Here is a 20033-nt window from a genome sequence, read left to right as displayed (position 1 = left end):
CAGAATTTTCTATTTAACATCCCAATCTATAATTAATTTTTGCAGGATAGTTCGGGTAAGTATCTTTTAACTTAATTGTCTTCCCAGCTTTAGATATTTCAGCTTTTGGAAGAGAATTTTTTAATAACTTAAAAGTTATCACTGCAGGTTCACTACTCTTTATCTTATCGAGATCTTTAAAAGCATCTAAAATTTCCTGACCGTCAAAAGAATAACCAATTTCATAATGTTGTTTATTTCCCCATTTAATCACAATGCTTTCCGGAATATCTCTTAACAGGACATCTTCAAAAGTTTCATTATCCGTTCTTATTGATTTACCATAAAAGTTATATGCTGAAGTGTTTAAAATATCCTCAGAACCTTCAGTTTCAATTTTTACTTCCCATAGATATTTTTGAGTAAGAATATCCGAATAATCGGACAACCCCTTCATCAGAGAAAAGTCATACTCTTTCCGATCTGAACCATCAACCAGCATTTTTAATGTTCCTGGAATTTCCTTGGCCTGAAAATTATGTATTAATTTTGTTCCGAAATTTTCAGATTCCGGCTGTTCAACCTTCAAAGAAATCTTTCCACCCGGATGAATCTCTATCTTCAAGTTAGCCTCTAAATCTTTATCTTCTAAACAATTATACATTTTTTCCAAAGAAAGCTTTGCGTTTAAATGATAAAACTTTTTATCTTCAAAAGAAAAATATTTAACAGATAAGGAATCAGGTAAGAGATCATTTTGGGTCCGAAAAGAGCCAGAATCTGATTCTTCGTGGGAAAAAATCAACAGAGGAGAAACATCATCTAATTTGGTTACATACTTATTAAAACTATTGATGAAAACAGCATCAAGAATCTTCAGCATTCCTGGTTTTTCATCTACCGACTCAGGCTTTATACCGATGATTTTTGCCGACCAGTTTAATCTATCAAATTCCTTTTTTTGAAGTAAGGTAACTCCATAGAGAATAAGCATTCCAATAAAAATGCCTGCCAACCCAAAATTAAGATAATCTATAGTCGTTTTTTTCATACTTTAATGTTGATAAACTCTTCCTAAAACCCCTATAAATATGACAATGCTACAAATGCCAAGAGGGAAGCTATTACCATAAAAAAAGTAAAATACCTGAATGATTTTTTATATCTGGACTCTCCGGTAAACCAATTAAGAATGATAGAGATGGTGGGAATACAAAAACAAACAAAAGCAAGATATAAACCTTGTCCCATCTCAAGATCCAGATAATCCAGGTATTTGATAAGCAATACCTGAATACCAAATAATAGAAAAACAGTAAGAAATGGGTTATTCTTCATCATTTTTTTTATTTTCCAAGTACAAATACAGCAGGAACTTTATGAAGTTCAGGTTTTTGTTTCTGCCAATCCTTTATTGTTTTAGTACTAATAAATTCATGCTCCGGATCATTAATATTGGCAGCAATACACAACTTGGTATTAGGTGATAAGAATTTTGTAAGATCTTCAATAAGCTGGTTATTTCTGTAAGGAGTTTCCATAAAGATCTGAGAATAACCAGTTTTCTGAACCAGGCTTTCCAACTGTTGGATTTGTTTCTTCTTTTCTCCTTTATCAATAGGAAGATATCCGTTAAACGTAAACTCCTGTCCATTAAAACCACTGGAAATTAAAGCCAGAATAATGGATGAAGGTCCTGAAATAGGGATTACTCTGATATTCTTTTCATGGCACCATTTTACCATCAGGTTTCCAGGATCTGCAATACATGGTAATCCTGCTTCTGAAAGCAATCCGAAATCCTGCCCTTTCAACATAAGCTGCTGGGCTTCTTTAATATCTGCATTTTCTGTATACTTATCCAATAAAAACAGCTTCAAATCTGCCTGTTTCTTTTCAGGAGCAAAGAATTTAACGACCTTTCTGGCCGTTTTCTCATTTTCCACAAAGAAGTAATCGGTTTGCATGATATATTCCTTAATAACAGGTGCAAAATGAGTGATTGAAGTATTTTCTGATAAGTAAGCAGGGAGTAAAAAAAGCATTGTTTTATTTTTTAGTTCTTTCGTTTAATGATGGTTGTGGGAAGTATTTCGCAAGGTCCATAGAAAAGGTTACAGAGGTTATTTTCCAGATTCCGTTGATTTTCATCAGTGTCCAGATTTCTTTTCCCCAGTTTTCCATTTTTCCGTCATACCAAAAACTGTAATCGAAATTGGCAGAAGCTACTCCTCCATCCTCAACGATTTTAATATTGTCAAATTTTTCTTCAGATTTATCATCTTTAAAGCCTTTGATGAAAGTTTTATAATCATCGGCAAAATAATATTCTGCCTTGGGATTTTTCTCCAGACGTTTAGCCTGTGTTCTGTCTTTATAAATTCCTGTCCAGAGCACTGGTTCCTGGAATAGAGACAGATATCTGGGTTCATTTCTTGTTTTAATACTTTCCATAAAGTCATTCATTACTTTAAGGATTTCTGTTTCATCTTTGGTCTGAGCAAAAGAGAAATTAAAGCTTACGATGAGTAGTAATAGCAGTTTTTTCATGGTTATGTTATTAGGATTTGCTTTCTGATAGCATCACATCCCTTTTCCAAAAGCTGGAAAACATTTTCAAAATCTTTCAAATCTCCCCAATACGGATCCGGAACCTCAGCATTTTCGCGATCTCCCAATACCTTCAGAAACAATGATATTTTCTGGCGTTCTTCTTCATTTTTAGCTTTGGAAACAACATCTTCAAACACATCTATATCCATACAGTAGATCTTATCAAAAGTTTCATAATCTGCTCTGGTAATAGGCCTTGATCTCTGTCTGGAAATATCAATATGATGATTAGCTGCTGTTTTAATGGCTCTTTTATCCGGATGTTCCCCTTCATGCATAGCAATGGTTCCGGCAGAGTCTACCACAAAATTTTCCGGCACTTTTGTTTTCATAATTCCTTCTGCCAAAGGGCTTCTGCAAATATTTCCGAGGCAAACCATCAGGATTTTCATAGTCTGATATTTAATAAATTAAATGGCAATCAAAATGTATTGCTGTAACAAAACTAAATAAAAAATGAAGAATAAAACTATTCTTCATTTTTAAATATTTTAGATTAAGATCATCTTACTGCTTAATTCTTTCGGTAAGATCCTTAACGTATTTCTTAATTTCTTTATCAATTTTCGAAACGTCCTTGATAGTATCACATGCATACATTACTGTAGAGTGGTCTTTTCCGCCCATTTCTTCTCCAATTTTAGTGAATGTGGAGTTGGTAAACTCTTTTGAGAAATACATGGCCAATTGTCTTGGTAATGCGATTTCTCTTTTTCTCGTTTTGGATAGAAGCTGCTCTTTTTTGATTCCAAAATAGTCACATACCACTTCCTGAATATAAGGAATATTGATCACCTTCTTTTGGTTGGCTGCAATTCTGTTGATGGTTTCCTTTAACAATTCAAGACTTAGATCTCTCTTATATACTGTAGAATATGCAATTACCGAATTGATAACCCCAATTAATTCTCTTACGTTTGTTTTCGTTTCAACAGCAAGGAAATCCAGCATATCTCCAGGAAGAACGATTCCGTCTCTGCTTAGCTTATCTTCAATAATCTGTCTTCTTGTAGATAAATCCGGAGATTTGATCTCTGCAGAAAGTCCCCATTTGAAACGGGAAACAATCCTGTCCTGAATATCCATAATATCTGCCGGTGCTTTATCTGAAGTAAGGATAATCTGCTTTCCATTTTGATGCAGGTGATCGAAAATGTGGAAGAAGCTATCCTGTGTTGCTGATTTTCCTGATAAGAACTGAATATCATCAATAATCAGTACATCTACCATTTGATAGAAGTTTGCAAATTCTGTTTGCTTATGTGCTTTAGCAGCTGAAATAAACTGCTGGATGAATTTTTCTGAAGATAAATAAAGAACTACCTTGTCTGGAAACTGATTCTTTACTTCAAGACCAACAGCCTGACCTAAGTGGGTTTTTCCTACTCCGTATCCTCCGTATAAGAATAATGGGTTGAATGCTGTAGCTCCAGGTCTTTTAGCAATAGATCTTGCTACGGTAGCTGCAAATTTATTACTTTCTCCTTCTACATAACTATCAAAAGAATAGTCTGGTTTCAGATTAGAATCAATATTTACTTTTCTAATTCCAGGGACCACAAAAGGGTTTACAATATTAGCTGAGAATCCTTGTGGCATTGTTTCCTGTGTTTTTGGAGTAGGAACACTTTGTCCCTTCATGTTCATGGTAACCGGTTTTTCTTCACCTTTTGGCCTGTTTTCCATTACAGAATACCATAACTTCACTCCTTTTCCTACATTTTTCTTCAGGGCAGCAGAAAGTAAGGACAGGTAATTGTCCTCAATATATTCCTTGTAAAAATCGCTCGGTACGATAAGTGTAAGGTTATTAGACACTAATGAAAGTGGCTGTACCTTATCAAATAACATATCGAAAGATTTCTCAAGTTTTTTCAGGTCAGAATTATCTTCAGCTGCGTTCAGGTTATCGCGCATAAACTGAAGGCATTTCTGCCATATCATCATTAAATTGTCATCCATTTTTATGCCCTGATTATTCTTTTGTTTGTACTGTTTTTAGAAGGGAGACAAAGGTCCAATATTTTCTTTTTAAAAAAAAATATTGCAGGTATTGATTATTTAAAAATATATTTGTATGTATAATTTAAGACCTAAAATGATACACACAACTCACTCAATTAGAGTACGTTACGCAGAAACAGACCCTATGAAATATGTATATTATGGTAACTACGCCCAGTACTTTGAAGTAGGCCGGGTTGAACTCTTCAGAAGTATAGGAATTTCATACGATGAAATTGAAAACCAAGGAATTTGGCTGCCTGTTTCAGACTACAAAATTAAGTATATTCGCCCAGCTTTGTATGATCAAAAATTAGAAATTCACACTTATGTAAAAAAAATTCCCGGAGTAAGAATTGAATTTGAATATGAAATTTACAATGAAGAGCATATTAAAATTACCGAGGCCTCCACTACCCTTTTCTTTTTAGATGCCCAAACCAATAAAGTTATCAAATGTCCGGATTTCCTGATGAAGATGATTGAAGGCAATTGGAAAGAGACCACAGAGGACACCTTATAAAGATTGAAAACAGGAGACAGGACACCTACAGTCAACCAACTTTAAACTTTAAACCCTGAACTCTCCCGCTGAACTTTGAACTATAATTCGCACCTTTGTCTTTTGATAACAACAACACCTTATATATTTACTTATGAAGATTGCATTTTTGGGGCCTCATGCCAGCTTTACTCAGCTTGCCGCCGCACAGCTTTTTCCTGATGATGAGCTTTTACCACAAGCCAGCATTCTGGACTGTTTTAGTGCAGTGGAAAGCGGAAACACACTCAAAGCTGTTGTTCCTTTGGAGAATTCCATAGAAGGCACCGTATCAATGACGCTGGATTATTTGTATAAGACACCGTCTATTAAAATTGAAGCGGAGGCTGTAATGCCTATCGCTCACCACCTGATGATTCATCCTGAAAATTCTATTGAGGAGATAGAAAGGATTTATTCTCATCCACAGGCATTGGCTCAGAGCTTCCATTCTTTGGATACACATTACAAAGACATTCCCAAACAGGATTTTTCTTCTACCGCCGCTGCTGCCAAATATGTGTCGGAAAATAAAGATCTGAAGATCGCAGCAGTAGCCAATCAGTTTGCAGCTAATTTATATGGTTTAAAGATCATCAACCGTAATATTCAGGATTTTGAACAGAACCATACCCGATTTATTATTATCTCAAAGCAACAAAACAGATATGATAACAGTCAACTCGAAACATTGGGTGAGAAATCAGGAATGCTAATCACCCTACCTGAAGATCATCCTGGAGGCCTACATCAGGTGCTGTCTGTTTTTGCATGGCGAAAGATGAACCTCAGCAAAATTGAATCCAGAACATTAAAAACAGGATTGGGAAATTATTTCTTCTTCATTAATGTAGAAGGCTCATGGAAGGATGTGCTACACGGAAATGCCCTGAAAGAACTTGAATCCATCAACGCTGATGTGGATTTTCTTGGAAATTATAAAGAATTCCTTTTGGAAAGTTAAAAATAAGCCAACATATCCCTAATAAAAAAACACTGTTAAAGTAACAGTGTTTTTTTTATATCGTAACAACCAAAAAAGTAATGTGATTTATTAATAAATGCCTGACCAGCACCTTATAAATCAAAATAACAACCCACACAACAGGGATAATTTATTTTTTCAAACCCCTCACAAACACTCACTTAAATAAATAAAATAAAAACAACCCGTAATTAAAATATGTAATAATATATTCTAAAACACAAACATACGTTTAAATATATTACATCATATTTATATTAATAATGAAAATTTCATAATATAAAATGTATATTTATTGTATCTTTGTTTGCAACTAAGTAAAAATCTTGATCATGAAAACTAAACTTTACAGCCTAATACTGGCATGTGCAGCACTGCCATTATTTTCACAAGTAGGAATTAATACCACAACCCCAACGGCAACATTAGATATTAATGGAAATATGAGAGTTCGAAATACACCAACCGCTACTACAGTACCCGGATACCAGCTTTTAGTTCAGGATAATGCAGGCACAGAAGTATTTGCCATGGATCCACAATTGTTAATAGGAGCTTCTAATGTCAATTCAGGAATGTTTGCGGCTAAAAAAATAACTGGCATTAGCCTTGTAAACGTTACTCTTTTTCCAGCAGATTTCAAACCTGTTAATTTCCAAGCAGTTGAAAGAACAATAGGATCCGCAAGTATGTTTTCCGATTCAGACGGCTCTTTCATCGTTCCATCTACAGGAGTTTACATGGTAGGATATTCATTCCGTTACGGAACCGGATTACAAGCAAATCTTCTTGTAAACGGTTATGGCATCGGGATCGCAAGAACCAGAAATGGTGTAGGCACAATTATTGACACCCGTCCATTTTCAGGTCTTGATTTACTTGTAGCCAAGTTAACCATGTCTGACGCCAGTATCAATTCACTATACTCCTTCCAAAATGGAGACAAAATCAGCTTCGGTCTCACAGGAAACAATGTTTTAGATCTATCAATTGCAGGTTCCAGTGTTGCTTCATTCTATATTTACAAAGTATCCAATTAATATAAACATATTGTTAGTTATCTATACCGTTAGCCCATCGCCTCTATTGCGGTGGGTTAATTTTTAAACACCATTTTAAAATTCTTTATATTTGATAAAAACTATATAATGAATGAGTATATTGCGGTTATCCTTATTGTAGTAATTGCCATTATTTTCAACAACCTGAATACTAAAATCCGGAAACTTGAAAAAGAGGTATCAGACCTTAGTTCAAAAATCAATAAAAAAATACTACAACCTGAGACCAGTCAGGGGATTTCCCATATCGAAGACACCATTATTGAATCACAAATACCAGTCGAATCTCACAGAGAAGCTGTCATTCCTGATGAAAACACAGAACAACCTCCGGTAATTCAAAAAGATTGGTTACATCCTGTATTTGAATTTTTAAAGCAGAATATTCTTACCGTTATTGGTATTTTCACCCTCGTTCTCGGAATTGGTTATTTTGTAAAATATGCCATTGATAAAAACTGGATCGGAGAAACTGCAAGAGCAGGAATTGGCCTTTGCATCGGAGGCGGAATCATAGTTCTAGGGCATTTCCTTAGAAAAAACTACAAAACATTTGCCTCTATTATTACCGGAGGCGGAATTGCCGTCCTGTATTTTACAACCACTATCGCCTTTCGGGAATATCATCTTTTCAGTCAGAATATGGCCTTTATCATCACTTCGGTGATTACCGCCGTTTCTATCATTCTATCCTACTATTACAGAAGTGAGGTTCTGATCATCTTTTCATTAATAGGCGGTTTTGCCGCTCCTCTCATGATCAGTACAGGAGAAAGCAATTATCTGTTTCTCTTCACCTACCTCAGTTTATTAAACCTTGGAATGCTTGCAGCCGCTTTTCTTCAGCACTGGAAAAGTGTGGGATGGACAGCTTATATTTTCACCAGCCTCTATCTTTTTTACTGGACTGCTGACTTGCCTCAACTGTTAAGCATTACTTTCTACCTCATCAGTTATATTATTTTTTACATTTTTGCCCTTCACAATTATTTCAGGAAAAGTGAACTTTCTGTTCCTGATATTTTAATGCTTGCTCTGGTTAACGGCTCAAGCATTATAGGACTAACATATATTTTCAATGAATTACAATACGAACCTGTCATCATCTTCCCACTCATTTTTGCTGTGGTAAATGCAATCCTTTTCTTAAGAGAATATGGAAAAAGGAATTTTGGCACTTCTTTTTCTGTTTTTGCCGGGATAACAATCAGCCTCATTACAATAGCAGTTGCTTTACAGTTTAAAGCACATCTTATCACAAGTGTCTGGGCTATAGAAGCTACTTTACTCCTATTCATATGGAAAAAAACCGGTCATACAATATTTAAAACATGTTTTCATGTTCTTTTCCCAATGGTTATTTTTGCACAGATTATTACGTGGTGTGAATATTTCAATACAGACAATCTCGCCATTATATTCAATCCTGTATTTTTAACCAGCCTAGTGACCATCGTTTCAACTGGTATTAATTTATATTTACTGAAAAACAACCGGAAAGAAACAGAAGCCAATACCTTTTTTGAAGACCTTATTACAATAGCAAGTTATGGAGTTATTTATACTGCATTCCTTCTGGAAATTATTTATCATATCAGTCACATGTCTTTGGCGGTAATAAGCAGTGTAGGATTACTATACAGTATCTGTTATATTTTCATCCTATTAGTTTTCAGAAATAAACTTAATATTCCCAATGATTTTCAGACCGCACTGATCTATCTGTTCTTTTTCCTTATTATAATTAACATTTCTGCTTCCACCTCATCAGTTGTGAAAGATATCCTTTCAAAAGAACTTCAGAGTGGATTTTATTTATGGCATCTGCTTCAATGGATACCTTTTATATATGTATGCTTAAAAATTGTTCCCGCTACAGGATTCCATCAATCGAAAATATCATATTGGTTTATTGCCCTCACACTCATTATTTCGGTTAGCTGTGAGCTTCATCATCTATATGTATTGACAGTCTCTAAGGATATTGCCGATTCATATGCTGTAAAAAATCATTTTAACATTCTTTATCTTCCAATCATCTGGACGATACTTGCCAGTATTTTTATTTATATGGGATTAAAAAGAAATATTCAGGAATACAATAAGATCGGTTTTACTCTTATTGGTATAATGGTATTGAAGCTATACGCCTATGATGTATGGCAAATGGATAATATTTCAAGAATCAGCGCGTTTATTGCTCTTGGGATTATTCTGCTGTTAAGTTCCTTTACTTTTCAGCGCTTTAAGAATATCATCAAAAATATGGTCGATACAAAAGAAAAAAAAGAAGAAAATCAGGATTTATAATTAGATTAAAAGTTTTTATTTCTAAATAAAATTTAAAACATTCCAATATTTAATTCACATTTTGTAAAAAATAACTATATTTATCACGTTTTTAACAGTTACATATTCTGATTATGAAAAAATTACTCTACTCTTTTTTAATACTGTCATCTGCAACATTGTTTGCACAGCAAAAGCTTGCTATTGCTGATAATATGATTGGAACAGAAGCCCTGTTCAACTCGAAAGGCACCAGTATGCAGGTTGTAAAAGTCTACAATAGCGGATCTGAACTTCCTGCCAACCTGAAAAAATTCAGTTCTGTTTTCACCAACGGAGTTACTGAGTATAAATCTCTGGATGGCGTAAAATTAAGTAAGATAACATTAGCATCTCTCAATAAACAAAAAGACCTTCCTGCCAATAATCCTGTTTTTATTGATGATTTTAAATTTACTGATTCATCAACTATGATAAGCACGGAGGTTCCTGCAACATCTAAGATAAAAGAGTACAACGGGAAACCAACTCTATATATTCATACGAAATAATTTTTCACCATAAAAAAAGGATAGACTAAGAGTTCTATCCTTTTTTATTTAATATTTCTTTCCCCACTTTTTCTTCAGTTCTTCATAGATTTTCTTTTCTGTTGAATTATTTCCGGGTTCATACAGTTTCACATCCCTGATTTCCTGAGGAAGGAAGTCCTGCTCTACAAAATTTCCTTCATAGGAATGAGCATATTTATATTCTTTTCCATAATCAAGATCTTTCATCAGTTTGGTAGGAGCGTTTCTTAAATGAAGTGGTACAGGAAGATTACCGGTTTGTTTTACCAACGCTAACGCTTCATTAATTGCCATATACGCAGAGTTACTCTTTGGAGAAACAGCCAGATATACAGCCGTCTCGCTTAAAATAATTCTCGCTTCGGGATTTCCAATCACATTGATAGCCTGAAAACAGTTATTGGCAATAACCAGCGCATTAGGATTTGCCAACCCGATATCTTCTGCCGCCAGAATAAGCATTCTTCTTGCTATAAACTTAATATCTTCTCCTCCGGCAATCATTCTCGCCAGCCAATAAACAGCTCCGTTAGGATCTCCCCCACGCATGGATTTGATAAAGGCAGAGATAATATCATAATGCTGCTCACCATTCTTATCATACAATGCCATGGTTTCCTGAAGAACTTCCAGCACATCTGAATTGATAATCTCTTTGGTCTCTGTATTTTTATACTGATTCAAAACCAGTTCTACAGAATTGATCAGCTTTCGGGCATCACCTCCTGAATATTGTATCAGTGCCTCTTTTTCAAGAATTTTAAAGTCTGAGCGTTCATCTTTATTATATCTTTCAGAAGCGATATCGATAAGTTCTTCAAGCTTTTCATAACTTAGTGCTTTCAGGATATACACCTGACTTCTTGATAATAAAGCAGAGACCACTTCAAAGCTCGGATTTTCTGTAGTAGCTCCTATTAAAACGATCCAGCCTTTTTCTACTGCATGCAACAGGGAATCCTGCTGGGACTTATTAAAACGGTGAATCTCATCAATAAACAAAATAGGTGATTTTCCGGAAAATAAATTCTGCTTTTTAGCATCATCAATTACATCACGAACATCTTTTACTCCCGAAGACACCGCTGAAAGTTTATAAAATTTTCTCCCGGAACTCTCAGAAATAATCTCTGCCAGTGTAGTCTTGCCTGTTCCCGGAGGCCCCCAAAGTATCAGGGAATTCAGGGAATTATTTTCGATCATTTTTCTGATCGTTCCTTTCTCGCCAGTAAGATGTTCCTGCCCCAGCACCTCATCCAGGGTTTTAGGTCTTAATTTCTCAGCTAATGGAATATTTTGATTCAAAGTATTTTATTTTTTAAGATCAATATTTCAGATTTCTACGCTCTGAAACTTCTAACAAAATTAAACTAATTTTCATTTTTTTACCCTATTTTTGCATTGTTTTGAAACTTACATTCAATAAAATCATTACATTTCCTTTGGTAATTTTGATCAAATTTTACCAGTGGTTCATCTCGCCCCTACTTCCTAAAAATTGCCGTTACGAACCTACCTGCTCTCATTATATGGTAGAGTCCTTGCAGGTTCATGGTGTATTTAAGGGTTTCTGGATGGGGTTCAGGCGAATTTTAAGATGCCACCCATGGGGAGGAAGCGGCTACGACCCTGTTCCCCCTAAGCATAAACATCAATAAAACAAACTATTAAATCAATAGAAAAATGAGTAATATTTTTTTCAGAATTTACCTTGTCATATTTGCATTGGTTACCCAGTGCCTTTTTGCACAGGAATACCCTGGAGGTCTATCTGACGGAGCTTTAGACATCAATGGAAATAATGTTCCTGTAAAAATCTATTCCACTACAGAACTGGGAGATCTTAGCGCTTTTCCAGACAGAGGGATAAAAGATAATGTGCTGGTCATCCTTAACGAATCTAATTTTGAGCCTGCGTACTACAGCTACAACGCTTCAGCACTTACAAGATTCAAAGATTCACAATATCAGTTTTTTGATAAACATTTTAAACTGATCAACACTCCTCCTTCCAAAGATAATATCACCACATTCAAATATGCGGTAAAGTCTGCAAAACCTATTTCTGATTCTGATAAAGTGGAGCTTAAAACTTCTTTTAAAATATGGGATCCGTCAAAAGGGATCAATATCGGCATATTTACCCTGCACTTTTATAGCTTAATGTTCGTACTGGCCTTTGGTTTCGGATATATTTTAATGACAAGAATCTTTAAAATTGATAATATTAACCAGAAATATCTGGAGCCGCTTTTCACATGGACATTGATAGGAACTATTCTTGGAGCTAGATTAGGACATGTTATCTTCTATCAGCCAGAACTGTTTAAGGAGGATTTCTGGAGTGTATTTTTACCGATCAGCACCAAAAATGGGATCAAATTCACAGGATTTTCAGGATTGGCAAGTCACGGAGCAACTATTGCACTGATTCTTACCACTCTTTATTACTCATATAAGGTTATCAGGAAAAACCCTTTCTGGGTATATGACAGATTAGGGATTGTAGTAGCTTTAGGTGGTGCATTTGTAAGAATGGGGAACTTCTTCAATTCTGAGATCGTAGGAAAACCTGCTGACCCCAATTCTCCTTTTGCATTACTTTTCCCACAACAGAGCAGTGAATATGGACTTACGGTACCGCGTTACCCAAGTCAGTTATTCGAAGCAGTAGGATATGTTGCATTATTCATTTTATTATGGATTCTTTACAGAAAAACAAATAAAAAATATCAGCAGGGATGGCTATTTGGATTATTCTTTATCATCCTGTGGGCCATCAGATTCTTTGTAGAATTCCTAAAAGAACCACAAGGTGATGAATTCATTCAGATCGGAGGACTAAACACGGGACAGGTTCTTTCTATTCCTTTTATGCTTGCCGGAGTGATCATTATGATCGTTTCCAGGAAATTTAAAATTACGGAGGTAGAAAACGAGAAACCGGAATGAAAAGAATAGCTGGTTAATCTTGGCTTAAAATATAAAAAGGCAAATTTGTTAATTACAGATTTGCCTTTTTTACGTTTACTGATTTATGTACTTAGCCTTCCCTACAATCATAAAATTCTCATTTTTTTTCTATTTAAATCAATAAAAACATTTCCTAACTCATCAATGACATCTGTAGGAAGCATAGACTCTTTTGAATGTTTTTCAGCTGCAAGATCTGCGGCTTTTCCATGCAGCCAGACTCCCAGAATACAGGCATTTTTTTCCGAATACCGCTGAGCTAATAGTGAAGTTAAAATACCGGTCAGAATATCACCGCTTCCTCCCTTGGCAAGTCCCGCATTTCCGGTCAGATTATAGTAAACTTTCCCATCAGGAGTAATTACTTGCGTATGATGATCTTTTAATACAATATAAACACCAAGTTCTTCAGCTTTTTTTCTTGCCAGTTCCAATCGTTCAAAGGAGTTTTCTGTTGGACCAAATAACCTTTCGAATTCTTTGGGATGAGGAGTGATAATTGATCTTTTGGGAATTAACTGAAGGTTTTTCTTATCTTCAGAAATAATATTCAATGCATCGGCATCCAATACTAATGGAGCCTGATTATCTTTCAGAAACTTCAAAAGTCCCTTTTGAGTATCTGCATGTGTTCCCAAGCCGGGACCAATTCCTATAACTGCTCCTTTATCAATATCAAAATCTTTAATATATTGCTCCCCTCCTTCTATAAACATAGCTTCAGGACAGGAAGTCTGCAAGACTTCATATCCACATTGAGGAGCTAATGTAAAAGTAAGTCCTGCTCCTGTTTTCAAGGCCGATTTTGTAGCCAAGACTGCTGCACCGATCTTCCCATAGCTTCCACCAACAATTACCGCTTTACCATAACTCCCTTTATGAGCAAATTCATTTCTGGGTATAAAAAGGGATCCGGCAAAGTGATCATCAGTTGCGAAATAATTCGTTTCAGTTACTTCAGCATATTCTTTATTTAAATCAATATTCAGAACGATTACTTTTCCGGTATACTTTCCGGTTTCCGGATGAAGAAAACTTCGCTTCCAGGACTGAAAAGTAAGTGTATAATCAGTTTTCAAGATAACAGAATCACCACCAATGAGCCTGTCAGCAGACATTCCAGAGGGAACATCTATAGCTATTTTGATATGATCTTTTTTATTGATCTGATCAACAAGTTCTTTATATTCTCCTTCCAAAGGTCTGGACAATCCAGTTCCAAAGAGCGCGTCAATAATAACAGTTTCATCATCAAACTTATATTGAGTAATCTGACTGAAGGTCCGGACAGAGATTCCTGAAATATCTTCTATCCTTTTAATATTCACCGAGGCATCTTCTGAGAATTTACCCTTTGGATCTTTAACAAATACCTCTACATCAAATCCTTTCAGATAAAGTATTCTTGCTACTGCCAAACCATCACCACCATTATTACCGTTGCCACAAAGTAAAACTGTCTTTCTATGGGTTTTACAATGTTCGGATATCCAATTAGCCACCGTCATTGAAGCCCTCTCCATCAATTGAATGGAAGATATTGGCTCACGGGAAATGGTAAACCGGTCCCAGCTACGGATTTGTTCAGCAGTGAAGATCTTCATAGGTAAATCTGACTTTTAAATAAATTATAAAAGATATTTCATTATGATAAAGCCCAGATAACAAAAATACAGGGACATCATTAATGAGATAAAATATAAGGATAAAGTTACAATTTCTATTAAATCAGATACTATGGATTTAGGATAAAAGTCCGCTTTTTCAGAATAAAAAACGATAAAAAGTAGTGTTTTTTACATTTTTTAATTATATTTTTGTGTATATACTAATTAAAAAATATAAATTATGGGATTTGTTAAGGAATTTAAAGAGTTTGCCTTTAAAGGAAATGTTCTCGATCTTGCTGTCGGTGTAATCATTGGAGCAGCATTTGGTAAAATTGTTTCGTCTTTAGTGGAAGACGTTATTACTCCTCTGATCTTAAACCCTGCGCTTAAAGCAGCAGGTGCAGAAAATATCGCTAAACTTACCTGGAATGGTGTTGCGTATGGGAATTTCCTTTCTGCCGTCATTAGCTTTCTGTGTATTGCTATGGTTCTTTTCTTTATCATTAAAGGAGCTAATAAAGTTAATAAGAAAGATGCTCCAGCCCCTACAGGACCTACAGATGATCAAAAGTTATTAGCTGAAATCAGAGATTTACTGAAAAGCAAAAATAATATATAATCCGTTCCCTAGCGGTTTAAAATATAAAAGCACCTTCTTGATGAAGGTGCTTTTGTTTTATCTGATAGCTTCAATTACTGAATCTGCAGAATGCTTGAAATCTGATCTGCCAGAGAAAGCCCGATTCTATCCTGAGCCTCAAGTGTGGAAGCACCTGTGTGTGGCGTAAGGGAGATTTTAGAATGGTTAAGAATCTCTTTAGAAGGTGTCGGTTCATTAATGAAAACATCAAGGCCAGCAAATCTCACTTTACCGGAATCCAACACTTCAATTAAAGCAGCTTCATCAATAACTCCTCCTCTGGAACAGTTAACGATAGCTACTCCATCTTTCATGATTTCAAACTCATTCTTACCAATCATATATCCGTCTTTCTGAGCCGGAACGTGAAGGGTAATAAAGTCTGAATGCTTCAACACTTCCTGTAAAGGTTCTGTTTCTATATCTACGTTGATGAACTGATTATTGTAGAATTTCACTTTAATACTTGCTCTTCCTACATTATTATCTGCTGCAACCACTCTCATCCCAAGTCCAAGAGCTATTCTTGCCACTTCCTGACCTATTCTTCCCATTCCGATGATACCGATGGTCTTTCCTCTCAATTCAATCCCTGCTGCATATGCTTTTTTAAGACCTGCAAACTCTGTATCTCCTACCAAAGGCATTTTTCTGTTAGAATCCTGAAGAAATCTCGCTCCGGAAAATAAGTGAGCAAAAACAAGCTCAGCCACAGATTCTGAAGAAGCTGCCGGTGTATTGATGACATGAATTCCTTTTTCTCTTGCATAGTCTACATCAATATTATCCATTCCTACCCCACCTCTTCCGATAATTTCGAGGGATGGGCAACCATCAATAATATCTTTCCTCACCTGTGTAGCACTTCTTACCAATAAAGTACGAACTTCGTGCTCGTTAATATAATCTACTAAAAGCTCCTGTGGAACTTTTGCAGTAATCACCTCGAATCCCTTTTCTGTTAATGCATCAATTCCAGATTGATCCAGGCCGTCATTTGCTAAAACTTTCATAAATACAGCTATGTTTTAAAAGTTGAAAGATTTAAAAATTAAAGGATACACTCCATTCAATTTTTAAATCTTCCGTTATATTATTTTATTCTTCGTCTTCTTTGAACACTTCAATGGTTACCTGCTTTTCTACCAGGTCAGTAAACCTTCCTTTGTATCTTGTAGCTCTTACCAAATGATTGTCTATCCAGTGATAATTTCCTCCTCTTGGTTTTCCACAAAGTACACTGTGGTACTTGAACCCATGCTTATCCAGCCAATCAATTGTGACTTGCTTCAGGTTTTCGGTTCTTGAGGTAAAGAAACAGATCTGATGTCCTTCGTCATACCATTTATTAATGGTTTCCAAAGCATCAGGATATGGCTCACAGGTAACCATTCTTTCGGGTTCCTCATTAGGAACGTCATCCGTAATGGTTCCGTCTATATCGATTAAATAATTTTTTACTCCATCCTTAAGAATAGGACTGATGTGTTCTACGTATTCTAATTCCATCACGAAAATTTGAGTAACAAAGTTACGGATTTTATAACCATTAGCTATATTAATCTTGGTTTAAGTTAAAATTTTACTATAAAAATCGTTATTTAATAAATAATATAAACATTTTATTCATGATTTAATGACTTATGGTTAAAATTTTTCTTTTTTAATTTTAGTTTAGATATTGAAATAGAGAATATTTTGGCTTTTAGTGAATCATACTTATGATTTAAAATTTTCTTTTTTTATTCTCTTTTCCTATCATCCAAAAGATATAATGTTTTCCTAAAAATTTCCAAAATACATTTATTACACTTACATTTGTAGAAATGGAAGAATTTGTAGTTTTAGTAAATCCTGATGATGTGGTTTTGGGCTTGATGGAAAAACAGCAAGCTCACGTTAATGGTCTGTTACACCGTGCTTTTTCTGTATTTTTATTCAATACTAAGGGCGAAATGCTGCTTCAGAAAAGGGCGTCAGGAAAATACCATTCTCCCAATCAATGGACCAATGCAGTCTGTTCACATCCCAGAATTGGGGAAACTTACCTGGCCGGAGCTCAACGAAGATTAAAAGAAGAGTTGGGAATAAAGGCTGAACTTTCAGAAAAATTCAATTTTATTTACAAAGCAGATGTAGGCGGTGGTCTTTGGGAGCATGAACTTGATCATGTTTTTGTTGGAAACTATGAATCTGATTTTAACCTGAATAAAGAGGAAGTAGAAGAAGTAAGATTTATTTCCCCTGAAGATCTGGATAAAGAAATTTCTGAAAACCCTGAACATTTCACCGAATGGTTCAAAATCATTCTTGAAGAATATAAACACCATTTTTAACGATGAAAAAACTCTTTCTCTTTTCTGCCATTCTATCAGGAAGTCTGTTTTTTGCTCAAAAGGCAACTACTTATGATAGTGCCAACTACTCTATCAATGTTCCTGAAGGCTGGAAATCTACCAATGACAGTGACATTATCAATATTTTCCCAACCAATGAGATCGGAGCCATTACCATTTCCGAATATCATGATCTGAATCTTCCCAAAGCTGAAACGAAGAAATTCATTCTGGCCCTTTATAAATCGGAAGATGAAGAAAAAAAAGTAAAGGAAAACAGAGGTAAAAAAGGATATACAGAATATTTCTACGAATATTTTGATGAAAAAGAAAAACTTTTCTGGATTACAAGAGCCTTTCAAAAGGATAAAGACTTGTATCTGGTAACCATAAACTGTGGCCAGAAATTCTGGAACGGAAACTATATGACCCTATTTAATGAGACTTTTAACAGTTTTAAAATAAAGAAATAAAAATTAAATATGAAGAAAACAGCTTTGTACGACAAACATGTTTCATTGGGAGCTAAGATCGTACCTTTCGCAGGTTTTGAAATGCCTGTACAATATTCAGGAGTAACAGAAGAGCATTTTGCAGTAAGAGAAAAGGCAGGATTGTTTGATGTTTCCCACATGGGACAGTTTTTCATCGAAGGTCCGGGATCTAAAGATCTTTTACAATTTGTAACGACTAACAATGTGGATACTCTTGAAAACGGAAAAGCTCAGTACTCATGTCTTCCCAACGAAAACGGAGGAATTGTGGACGATCTTATCGTTTACAAAATGGAGGATGACAAATATTTTGTAGTAGTAAACGCCTCCAATATTGATAAAGACTGGAACCATATCTCAAAATACAATACTTTCGGAGCAAAAATGACCAACGCATCTGATGACATGTCGTTATTAGCAGTTCAAGGTCCTAAAGCTACTGAAATTCTTCAAAAACTTACTGACGTAGCCCTTTCTGAAATTCCTTACTATAATTTTACAGTAGGAAGTGTTGCAGGAGTGAACGACGTAATCATCTCTAACACAGGATATACAGGAAGCGGAGGTTTTGAAATCTATTTCAAAAACGAAAACGCTGAACAACTTTGGGATGAAATAATGAAGGCTGGTGAAGCTGAAGGAATTGTTCCTTGCGGATTGGCTTCCAGAGATACTTTAAGACTTGAAAAAGGATTCTGTCTTTACGGAAACGACATTGATGATACTACTTCTCCCATTGAAGCAGGTTTAGGATGGATCACAAAATTTGATAAAGATTTCGTTTCTAAAGAAGTTTTCGCTAAACAGAAAGAAGAAGGTGTTACCAGAAAACTGGTAGCTTTTGAACTTACAGATAAAGGAGTTCCAAGACATGACTACCCTGTTGTAGATGCTGAAGGAAATGTTATCGGAAAAGTAACTTCCGGAACACAGTCTCCAATGAAGAAAGTAGGTTTAGGTCTTGCTTATGTAGACAAACCTCACTTCAAATTAGGTTCTGAGATCTTTATCCAGGTAAGAAACAAGAATATTCCTGCAAAAGTGGTAAAAGCTCCTTTTGTATAATTGTTCTAAAAAATAATACTGATAAGAGACTGTCTTCGGATAGTCTCTTTTCTTTTAACATCTATTCCAAAAAAAAAAAAGAGACTGTAAAATTTACAATCTCTGTATTCTTATCTGCAATAGCAGCAAAGTGATCTGTCCGGAGTGCACATATCTCCTCTTCCCGGATGTCCTGAAACTACACCTCCTGCTTCACCACAAAGTGTAAAACAATTGGGTACGATAACTTTTCCACCACCTTTAATTTCTTTTAATGTTAGCCTGTTAAGTTTCTGGGCTTTAAAAATGTTTTGATTCATAATAATAGTTTTTGATTATTTAAATATAAGAATAAAAACATTAAAATACTATTTACCAATATTTTAAATAAAAAAAACTAGCTCCGCAAGCGGAGCTAGAACCTGTAGGTATTGAGAAATTCTATTATTCCATTCTAAAGAATGTTCTTAAAGCCTCTATATTATTTTTATCGTTTCCAACGAAAATTTCCTTATCCGTCATAAAAACAGGACGTTTTAAAAATGTATAGTGATCCAAGATCAATTCTTTAAAATCTTTTTCTCCCAAAGTCTTTACATCTAACTCTCTCAACTTGATCTGAGTAGATTTTTTGCTGAATAAAGCCTCATATGACTTTGTCAGTTTATGCATTTCCTCTAATTCTTCTTTGGTAATCGGTTCCTTCTTAATCTCGCGAAGTTCCCAGTCTTTAAGATTAAATTGTGCTAAAATTTTTCTGCAGGTATCGCAGGTGTTCAGGTGAAATACTTTCTTCATTGTTATTTTTGTCTGTTATTTGTTAAAATTCTGCTTCATTATTATTTAGTCTTTCAAAAGTAGGATTTAATCCAAAACTTTGGAAATTATTAAA

At 35.1% G+C, this 20033-nt stretch carries 23 protein-coding genes; 11 read left to right on the top strand and 12 right to left on the bottom strand.

The annotated features are described in order from the left end of the window. Positions 1-13 precede the first annotated feature (13 nt). From DRF65_RS12550 to dnaA, 6 genes are all read right to left on the bottom strand, one after another. Positions 14-1030, bottom strand: a complete 1017-nt coding sequence (locus DRF65_RS12550; protein WP_115971102.1) for a hypothetical protein — start codon at positions 1028-1030, stop codon at positions 14-16. A 32-nt stretch (positions 1031-1062) separates the two neighbouring features. Then, positions 1063-1320, bottom strand: coding sequence for a hypothetical protein (locus DRF65_RS12545; protein ID WP_115971101.1), 258 nt, complete (start codon positions 1318-1320; stop codon positions 1063-1065). 5 nt (positions 1321-1325) lie between these two features. Then, a complete protein-coding gene (locus DRF65_RS12540) occupies positions 1326-2024 on the bottom strand; it encodes an SAM-dependent methyltransferase (RefSeq protein ID WP_115971100.1) in 699 nt (232 codons plus the stop codon). Between the two features lie 4 nt (positions 2025-2028). Next, a complete protein-coding gene (locus DRF65_RS12535; RefSeq protein WP_115971099.1) occupies positions 2029-2529 on the bottom strand; it encodes a nuclear transport factor 2 family protein in 501 nt (166 codons plus the stop codon). Positions 2530-2531: 2 nt separating this feature from the next. Next, entirely contained in the window at positions 2532-2984 is a 453-nt protein-coding gene (locus tag DRF65_RS12530) for a low molecular weight protein-tyrosine-phosphatase (protein ID WP_115971098.1), read from the bottom strand. Positions 2985-3099: 115 nt separating this feature from the next. Beyond that, positions 3100-4554, bottom strand: a complete 1455-nt coding sequence (gene dnaA, locus DRF65_RS12525) for a chromosomal replication initiator protein DnaA (protein ID WP_045495212.1) — start codon at positions 4552-4554, stop codon at positions 3100-3102. 136 nt (positions 4555-4690) lie between these two features. On the opposite strand from dnaA, the gene DRF65_RS12520 reads away from it, so the two are divergent. The 5 genes from DRF65_RS12520 to DRF65_RS12500 all read left to right on the top strand — a co-directional run bounded on the left by DRF65_RS12520 (position 4691) and on the right by DRF65_RS12500 (position 10023). After that, positions 4691-5119 carry an acyl-CoA thioesterase gene (locus DRF65_RS12520; protein WP_115971097.1) on the top strand — a complete coding sequence of 143 codons (429 nt, stop codon included), beginning with the start codon at positions 4691-4693 and terminating at the stop codon, positions 5117-5119. Between the two features lie 133 nt (positions 5120-5252). Continuing rightward, positions 5253-6101, top strand: a complete 849-nt coding sequence (gene pheA, locus DRF65_RS12515) for a prephenate dehydratase (protein ID WP_115971096.1) — start codon at positions 5253-5255, stop codon at positions 6099-6101. A 353-nt stretch (positions 6102-6454) separates the two neighbouring features. After that, positions 6455-7162, top strand: coding sequence for a hypothetical protein (locus DRF65_RS12510; protein WP_115971095.1), 708 nt, complete (start codon positions 6455-6457; stop codon positions 7160-7162). A 108-nt stretch (positions 7163-7270) separates the two neighbouring features. After that, positions 7271-9493, top strand: a complete 2223-nt coding sequence (locus tag DRF65_RS12505) for a DUF2339 domain-containing protein (protein WP_115971094.1) — start codon at positions 7271-7273, stop codon at positions 9491-9493. A gap of 113 nt (positions 9494-9606) precedes the next feature. Beyond that, the gene (locus DRF65_RS12500; RefSeq protein ID WP_115971093.1) at positions 9607-10023 is read left to right on the top strand and encodes a hypothetical protein; all 417 of its coding nucleotides are present in this window, start codon (positions 9607-9609) and stop codon (positions 10021-10023) included. A gap of 48 nt (positions 10024-10071) precedes the next feature. On the opposite strand, the gene DRF65_RS12495 is transcribed toward DRF65_RS12500, so the two are convergent. Further along, positions 10072-11349 carry a replication-associated recombination protein A gene (locus DRF65_RS12495; RefSeq protein WP_115971092.1) on the bottom strand — a complete coding sequence of 426 codons (1278 nt, stop codon included), beginning with the start codon at positions 11347-11349 and terminating at the stop codon, positions 10072-10074. Between the two features lie 101 nt (positions 11350-11450). Here DRF65_RS12495 and yidD point away from each other — a divergent pair, with 101 nt between their 5' ends. After that, positions 11451-11702 carry a membrane protein insertion efficiency factor YidD gene (gene yidD / locus DRF65_RS12490; protein WP_185018822.1) on the top strand — a complete coding sequence of 84 codons (252 nt, stop codon included), beginning with the start codon at positions 11451-11453 and terminating at the stop codon, positions 11700-11702. Between the two features lie 421 nt (positions 11703-12123). Further along, on the top strand, positions 12124-12996 hold the full coding sequence (gene lgt, locus DRF65_RS12485) for a prolipoprotein diacylglyceryl transferase (protein ID WP_185148465.1): 873 nt from the start codon (positions 12124-12126) through the stop codon (positions 12994-12996). Positions 12997-13103: 107 nt separating this feature from the next. Here the strand turns inward: lgt and DRF65_RS12480 are convergent, their stop codons facing one another. Continuing rightward, positions 13104-14621 carry an NAD(P)H-hydrate dehydratase gene (locus DRF65_RS12480; protein ID WP_115971091.1) on the bottom strand — a complete coding sequence of 506 codons (1518 nt, stop codon included), beginning with the start codon at positions 14619-14621 and terminating at the stop codon, positions 13104-13106. A 244-nt stretch (positions 14622-14865) separates the two neighbouring features. Between DRF65_RS12480 and mscL the strand changes: the two genes are divergently transcribed. Further along, on the top strand, positions 14866-15246 hold the full coding sequence (mscL, locus tag DRF65_RS12475) for a large conductance mechanosensitive channel protein MscL (protein WP_115971090.1): 381 nt from the start codon (positions 14866-14868) through the stop codon (positions 15244-15246). A gap of 74 nt (positions 15247-15320) precedes the next feature. Here the strand turns inward: mscL and DRF65_RS12470 are convergent, their stop codons facing one another. Together DRF65_RS12470 and DRF65_RS12465 are read right to left on the bottom strand one after the other, a co-directional pair. Then, a complete protein-coding gene (locus tag DRF65_RS12470; RefSeq protein WP_115971089.1) occupies positions 15321-16280 on the bottom strand; it encodes a D-2-hydroxyacid dehydrogenase in 960 nt (319 codons plus the stop codon). A gap of 85 nt (positions 16281-16365) precedes the next feature. Next, on the bottom strand, positions 16366-16776 hold the full coding sequence (locus tag DRF65_RS12465) for an LNS2 domain-containing protein (RefSeq protein WP_115971088.1): 411 nt from the start codon (positions 16774-16776) through the stop codon (positions 16366-16368). A 317-nt stretch (positions 16777-17093) separates the two neighbouring features. Here DRF65_RS12465 and idi point away from each other — a divergent pair, with 317 nt between their 5' ends. Genes idi through gcvT form a run of 3 tightly spaced genes read left to right on the top strand, consistent with a single transcriptional unit; the run spans position 17094 to position 19162 of the window. After that, the gene (gene idi, locus DRF65_RS12460; RefSeq protein ID WP_115971087.1) at positions 17094-17603 is read left to right on the top strand and encodes an isopentenyl-diphosphate Delta-isomerase; all 510 of its coding nucleotides are present in this window, start codon (positions 17094-17096) and stop codon (positions 17601-17603) included. A gap of 2 nt (positions 17604-17605) precedes the next feature. Next, positions 17606-18076, top strand: coding sequence for a hypothetical protein (locus DRF65_RS12455; protein ID WP_115971086.1), 471 nt, complete (start codon positions 17606-17608; stop codon positions 18074-18076). A 9-nt stretch (positions 18077-18085) separates the two neighbouring features. Next, complete coding sequence (gene gcvT / locus DRF65_RS12450) at positions 18086-19162, top strand: glycine cleavage system aminomethyltransferase GcvT (protein WP_115971085.1); 1077 nt, start codon at positions 18086-18088, stop codon at positions 19160-19162. Between the two features lie 110 nt (positions 19163-19272). Here gcvT and DRF65_RS12445 read toward each other — a convergent pair whose 3' ends face one another. Together DRF65_RS12445 and DRF65_RS12440 are read right to left on the bottom strand one after the other, a co-directional pair. Further along, positions 19273-19461 (bottom strand): hypothetical protein, encoded by a 189-nt coding sequence (locus DRF65_RS12445; protein WP_115971084.1) that lies wholly within the window; start codon positions 19459-19461, stop codon positions 19273-19275. Positions 19462-19585: 124 nt separating this feature from the next. Beyond that, the gene (locus DRF65_RS12440; protein ID WP_115971083.1) at positions 19586-19939 is read right to left on the bottom strand and encodes an arsenate reductase family protein; all 354 of its coding nucleotides are present in this window, start codon (positions 19937-19939) and stop codon (positions 19586-19588) included. Positions 19940-20033 lie beyond the last annotated feature (94 nt).

The sequence above is a fragment of the Chryseobacterium pennae genome (assembly GCF_003385515.1).
In the GTDB taxonomy this organism is placed as follows: Bacteria; Bacteroidota; Bacteroidia; order Flavobacteriales; family Weeksellaceae; genus Chryseobacterium; species Chryseobacterium pennae.
Note: the sequence above shows the minus strand (reverse complement) of the source record. Positions and strands in the feature narration are given on the sequence as shown.

Coding starts and splice junctions, on each gene's coding strand:
- DRF65_RS12510 (WP_115971095.1), top strand. CDS start 6,455: ATGAAAACTAAACTTTACAGCCTAATACTGGCATGTGCAGCACTGCCA.
- gcvT (WP_115971085.1), top strand. CDS start 18,086: ATGAAGAAAACAGCTTTGTACGACAAACATGTTTCATTGGGAGCTAAG.
- mscL (WP_115971090.1), top strand. CDS start 14,866: ATGGGATTTGTTAAGGAATTTAAAGAGTTTGCCTTTAAAGGAAATGTT.
- DRF65_RS12520 (WP_115971097.1), top strand. CDS start 4,691: ATGATACACACAACTCACTCAATTAGAGTACGTTACGCAGAAACAGAC.
- DRF65_RS12505 (WP_115971094.1), top strand. CDS start 7,271: ATGAATGAGTATATTGCGGTTATCCTTATTGTAGTAATTGCCATTATT.
- DRF65_RS12480 (WP_115971091.1), bottom strand. CDS start 14,621: ATGAAGATCTTCACTGCTGAACAAATCCGTAGCTGGGACCGGTTTACC.
- DRF65_RS12500 (WP_115971093.1), top strand. CDS start 9,607: ATGAAAAAATTACTCTACTCTTTTTTAATACTGTCATCTGCAACATTG.
- pheA (WP_115971096.1), top strand. CDS start 5,253: ATGAAGATTGCATTTTTGGGGCCTCATGCCAGCTTTACTCAGCTTGCC.
- DRF65_RS12465 (WP_115971088.1), bottom strand. CDS start 16,776: ATGGAATTAGAATACGTAGAACACATCAGTCCTATTCTTAAGGATGGA.
- DRF65_RS12550 (WP_115971102.1), bottom strand. CDS start 1,030: ATGAAAAAAACGACTATAGATTATCTTAATTTTGGGTTGGCAGGCATT.
- DRF65_RS12545 (WP_115971101.1), bottom strand. CDS start 1,320: ATGATGAAGAATAACCCATTTCTTACTGTTTTTCTATTATTTGGTATT.
- DRF65_RS12540 (WP_115971100.1), bottom strand. CDS start 2,024: ATGCTTTTTTTACTCCCTGCTTACTTATCAGAAAATACTTCAATCACT.
- idi (WP_115971087.1), top strand. CDS start 17,094: ATGGAAGAATTTGTAGTTTTAGTAAATCCTGATGATGTGGTTTTGGGC.
- DRF65_RS12535 (WP_115971099.1), bottom strand. CDS start 2,529: ATGAAAAAACTGCTATTACTACTCATCGTAAGCTTTAATTTCTCTTTT.
- DRF65_RS12455 (WP_115971086.1), top strand. CDS start 17,606: ATGAAAAAACTCTTTCTCTTTTCTGCCATTCTATCAGGAAGTCTGTTT.
- DRF65_RS12470 (WP_115971089.1), bottom strand. CDS start 16,280: ATGAAAGTTTTAGCAAATGACGGCCTGGATCAATCTGGAATTGATGCA.
- DRF65_RS12445 (WP_115971084.1), bottom strand. CDS start 19,461: ATGAATCAAAACATTTTTAAAGCCCAGAAACTTAACAGGCTAACATTA.
- DRF65_RS12530 (WP_115971098.1), bottom strand. CDS start 2,984: ATGAAAATCCTGATGGTTTGCCTCGGAAATATTTGCAGAAGCCCTTTG.
- dnaA (WP_045495212.1), bottom strand. CDS start 4,554: ATGGATGACAATTTAATGATGATATGGCAGAAATGCCTTCAGTTTATG.
- DRF65_RS12440 (WP_115971083.1), bottom strand. CDS start 19,939: ATGAAGAAAGTATTTCACCTGAACACCTGCGATACCTGCAGAAAAATT.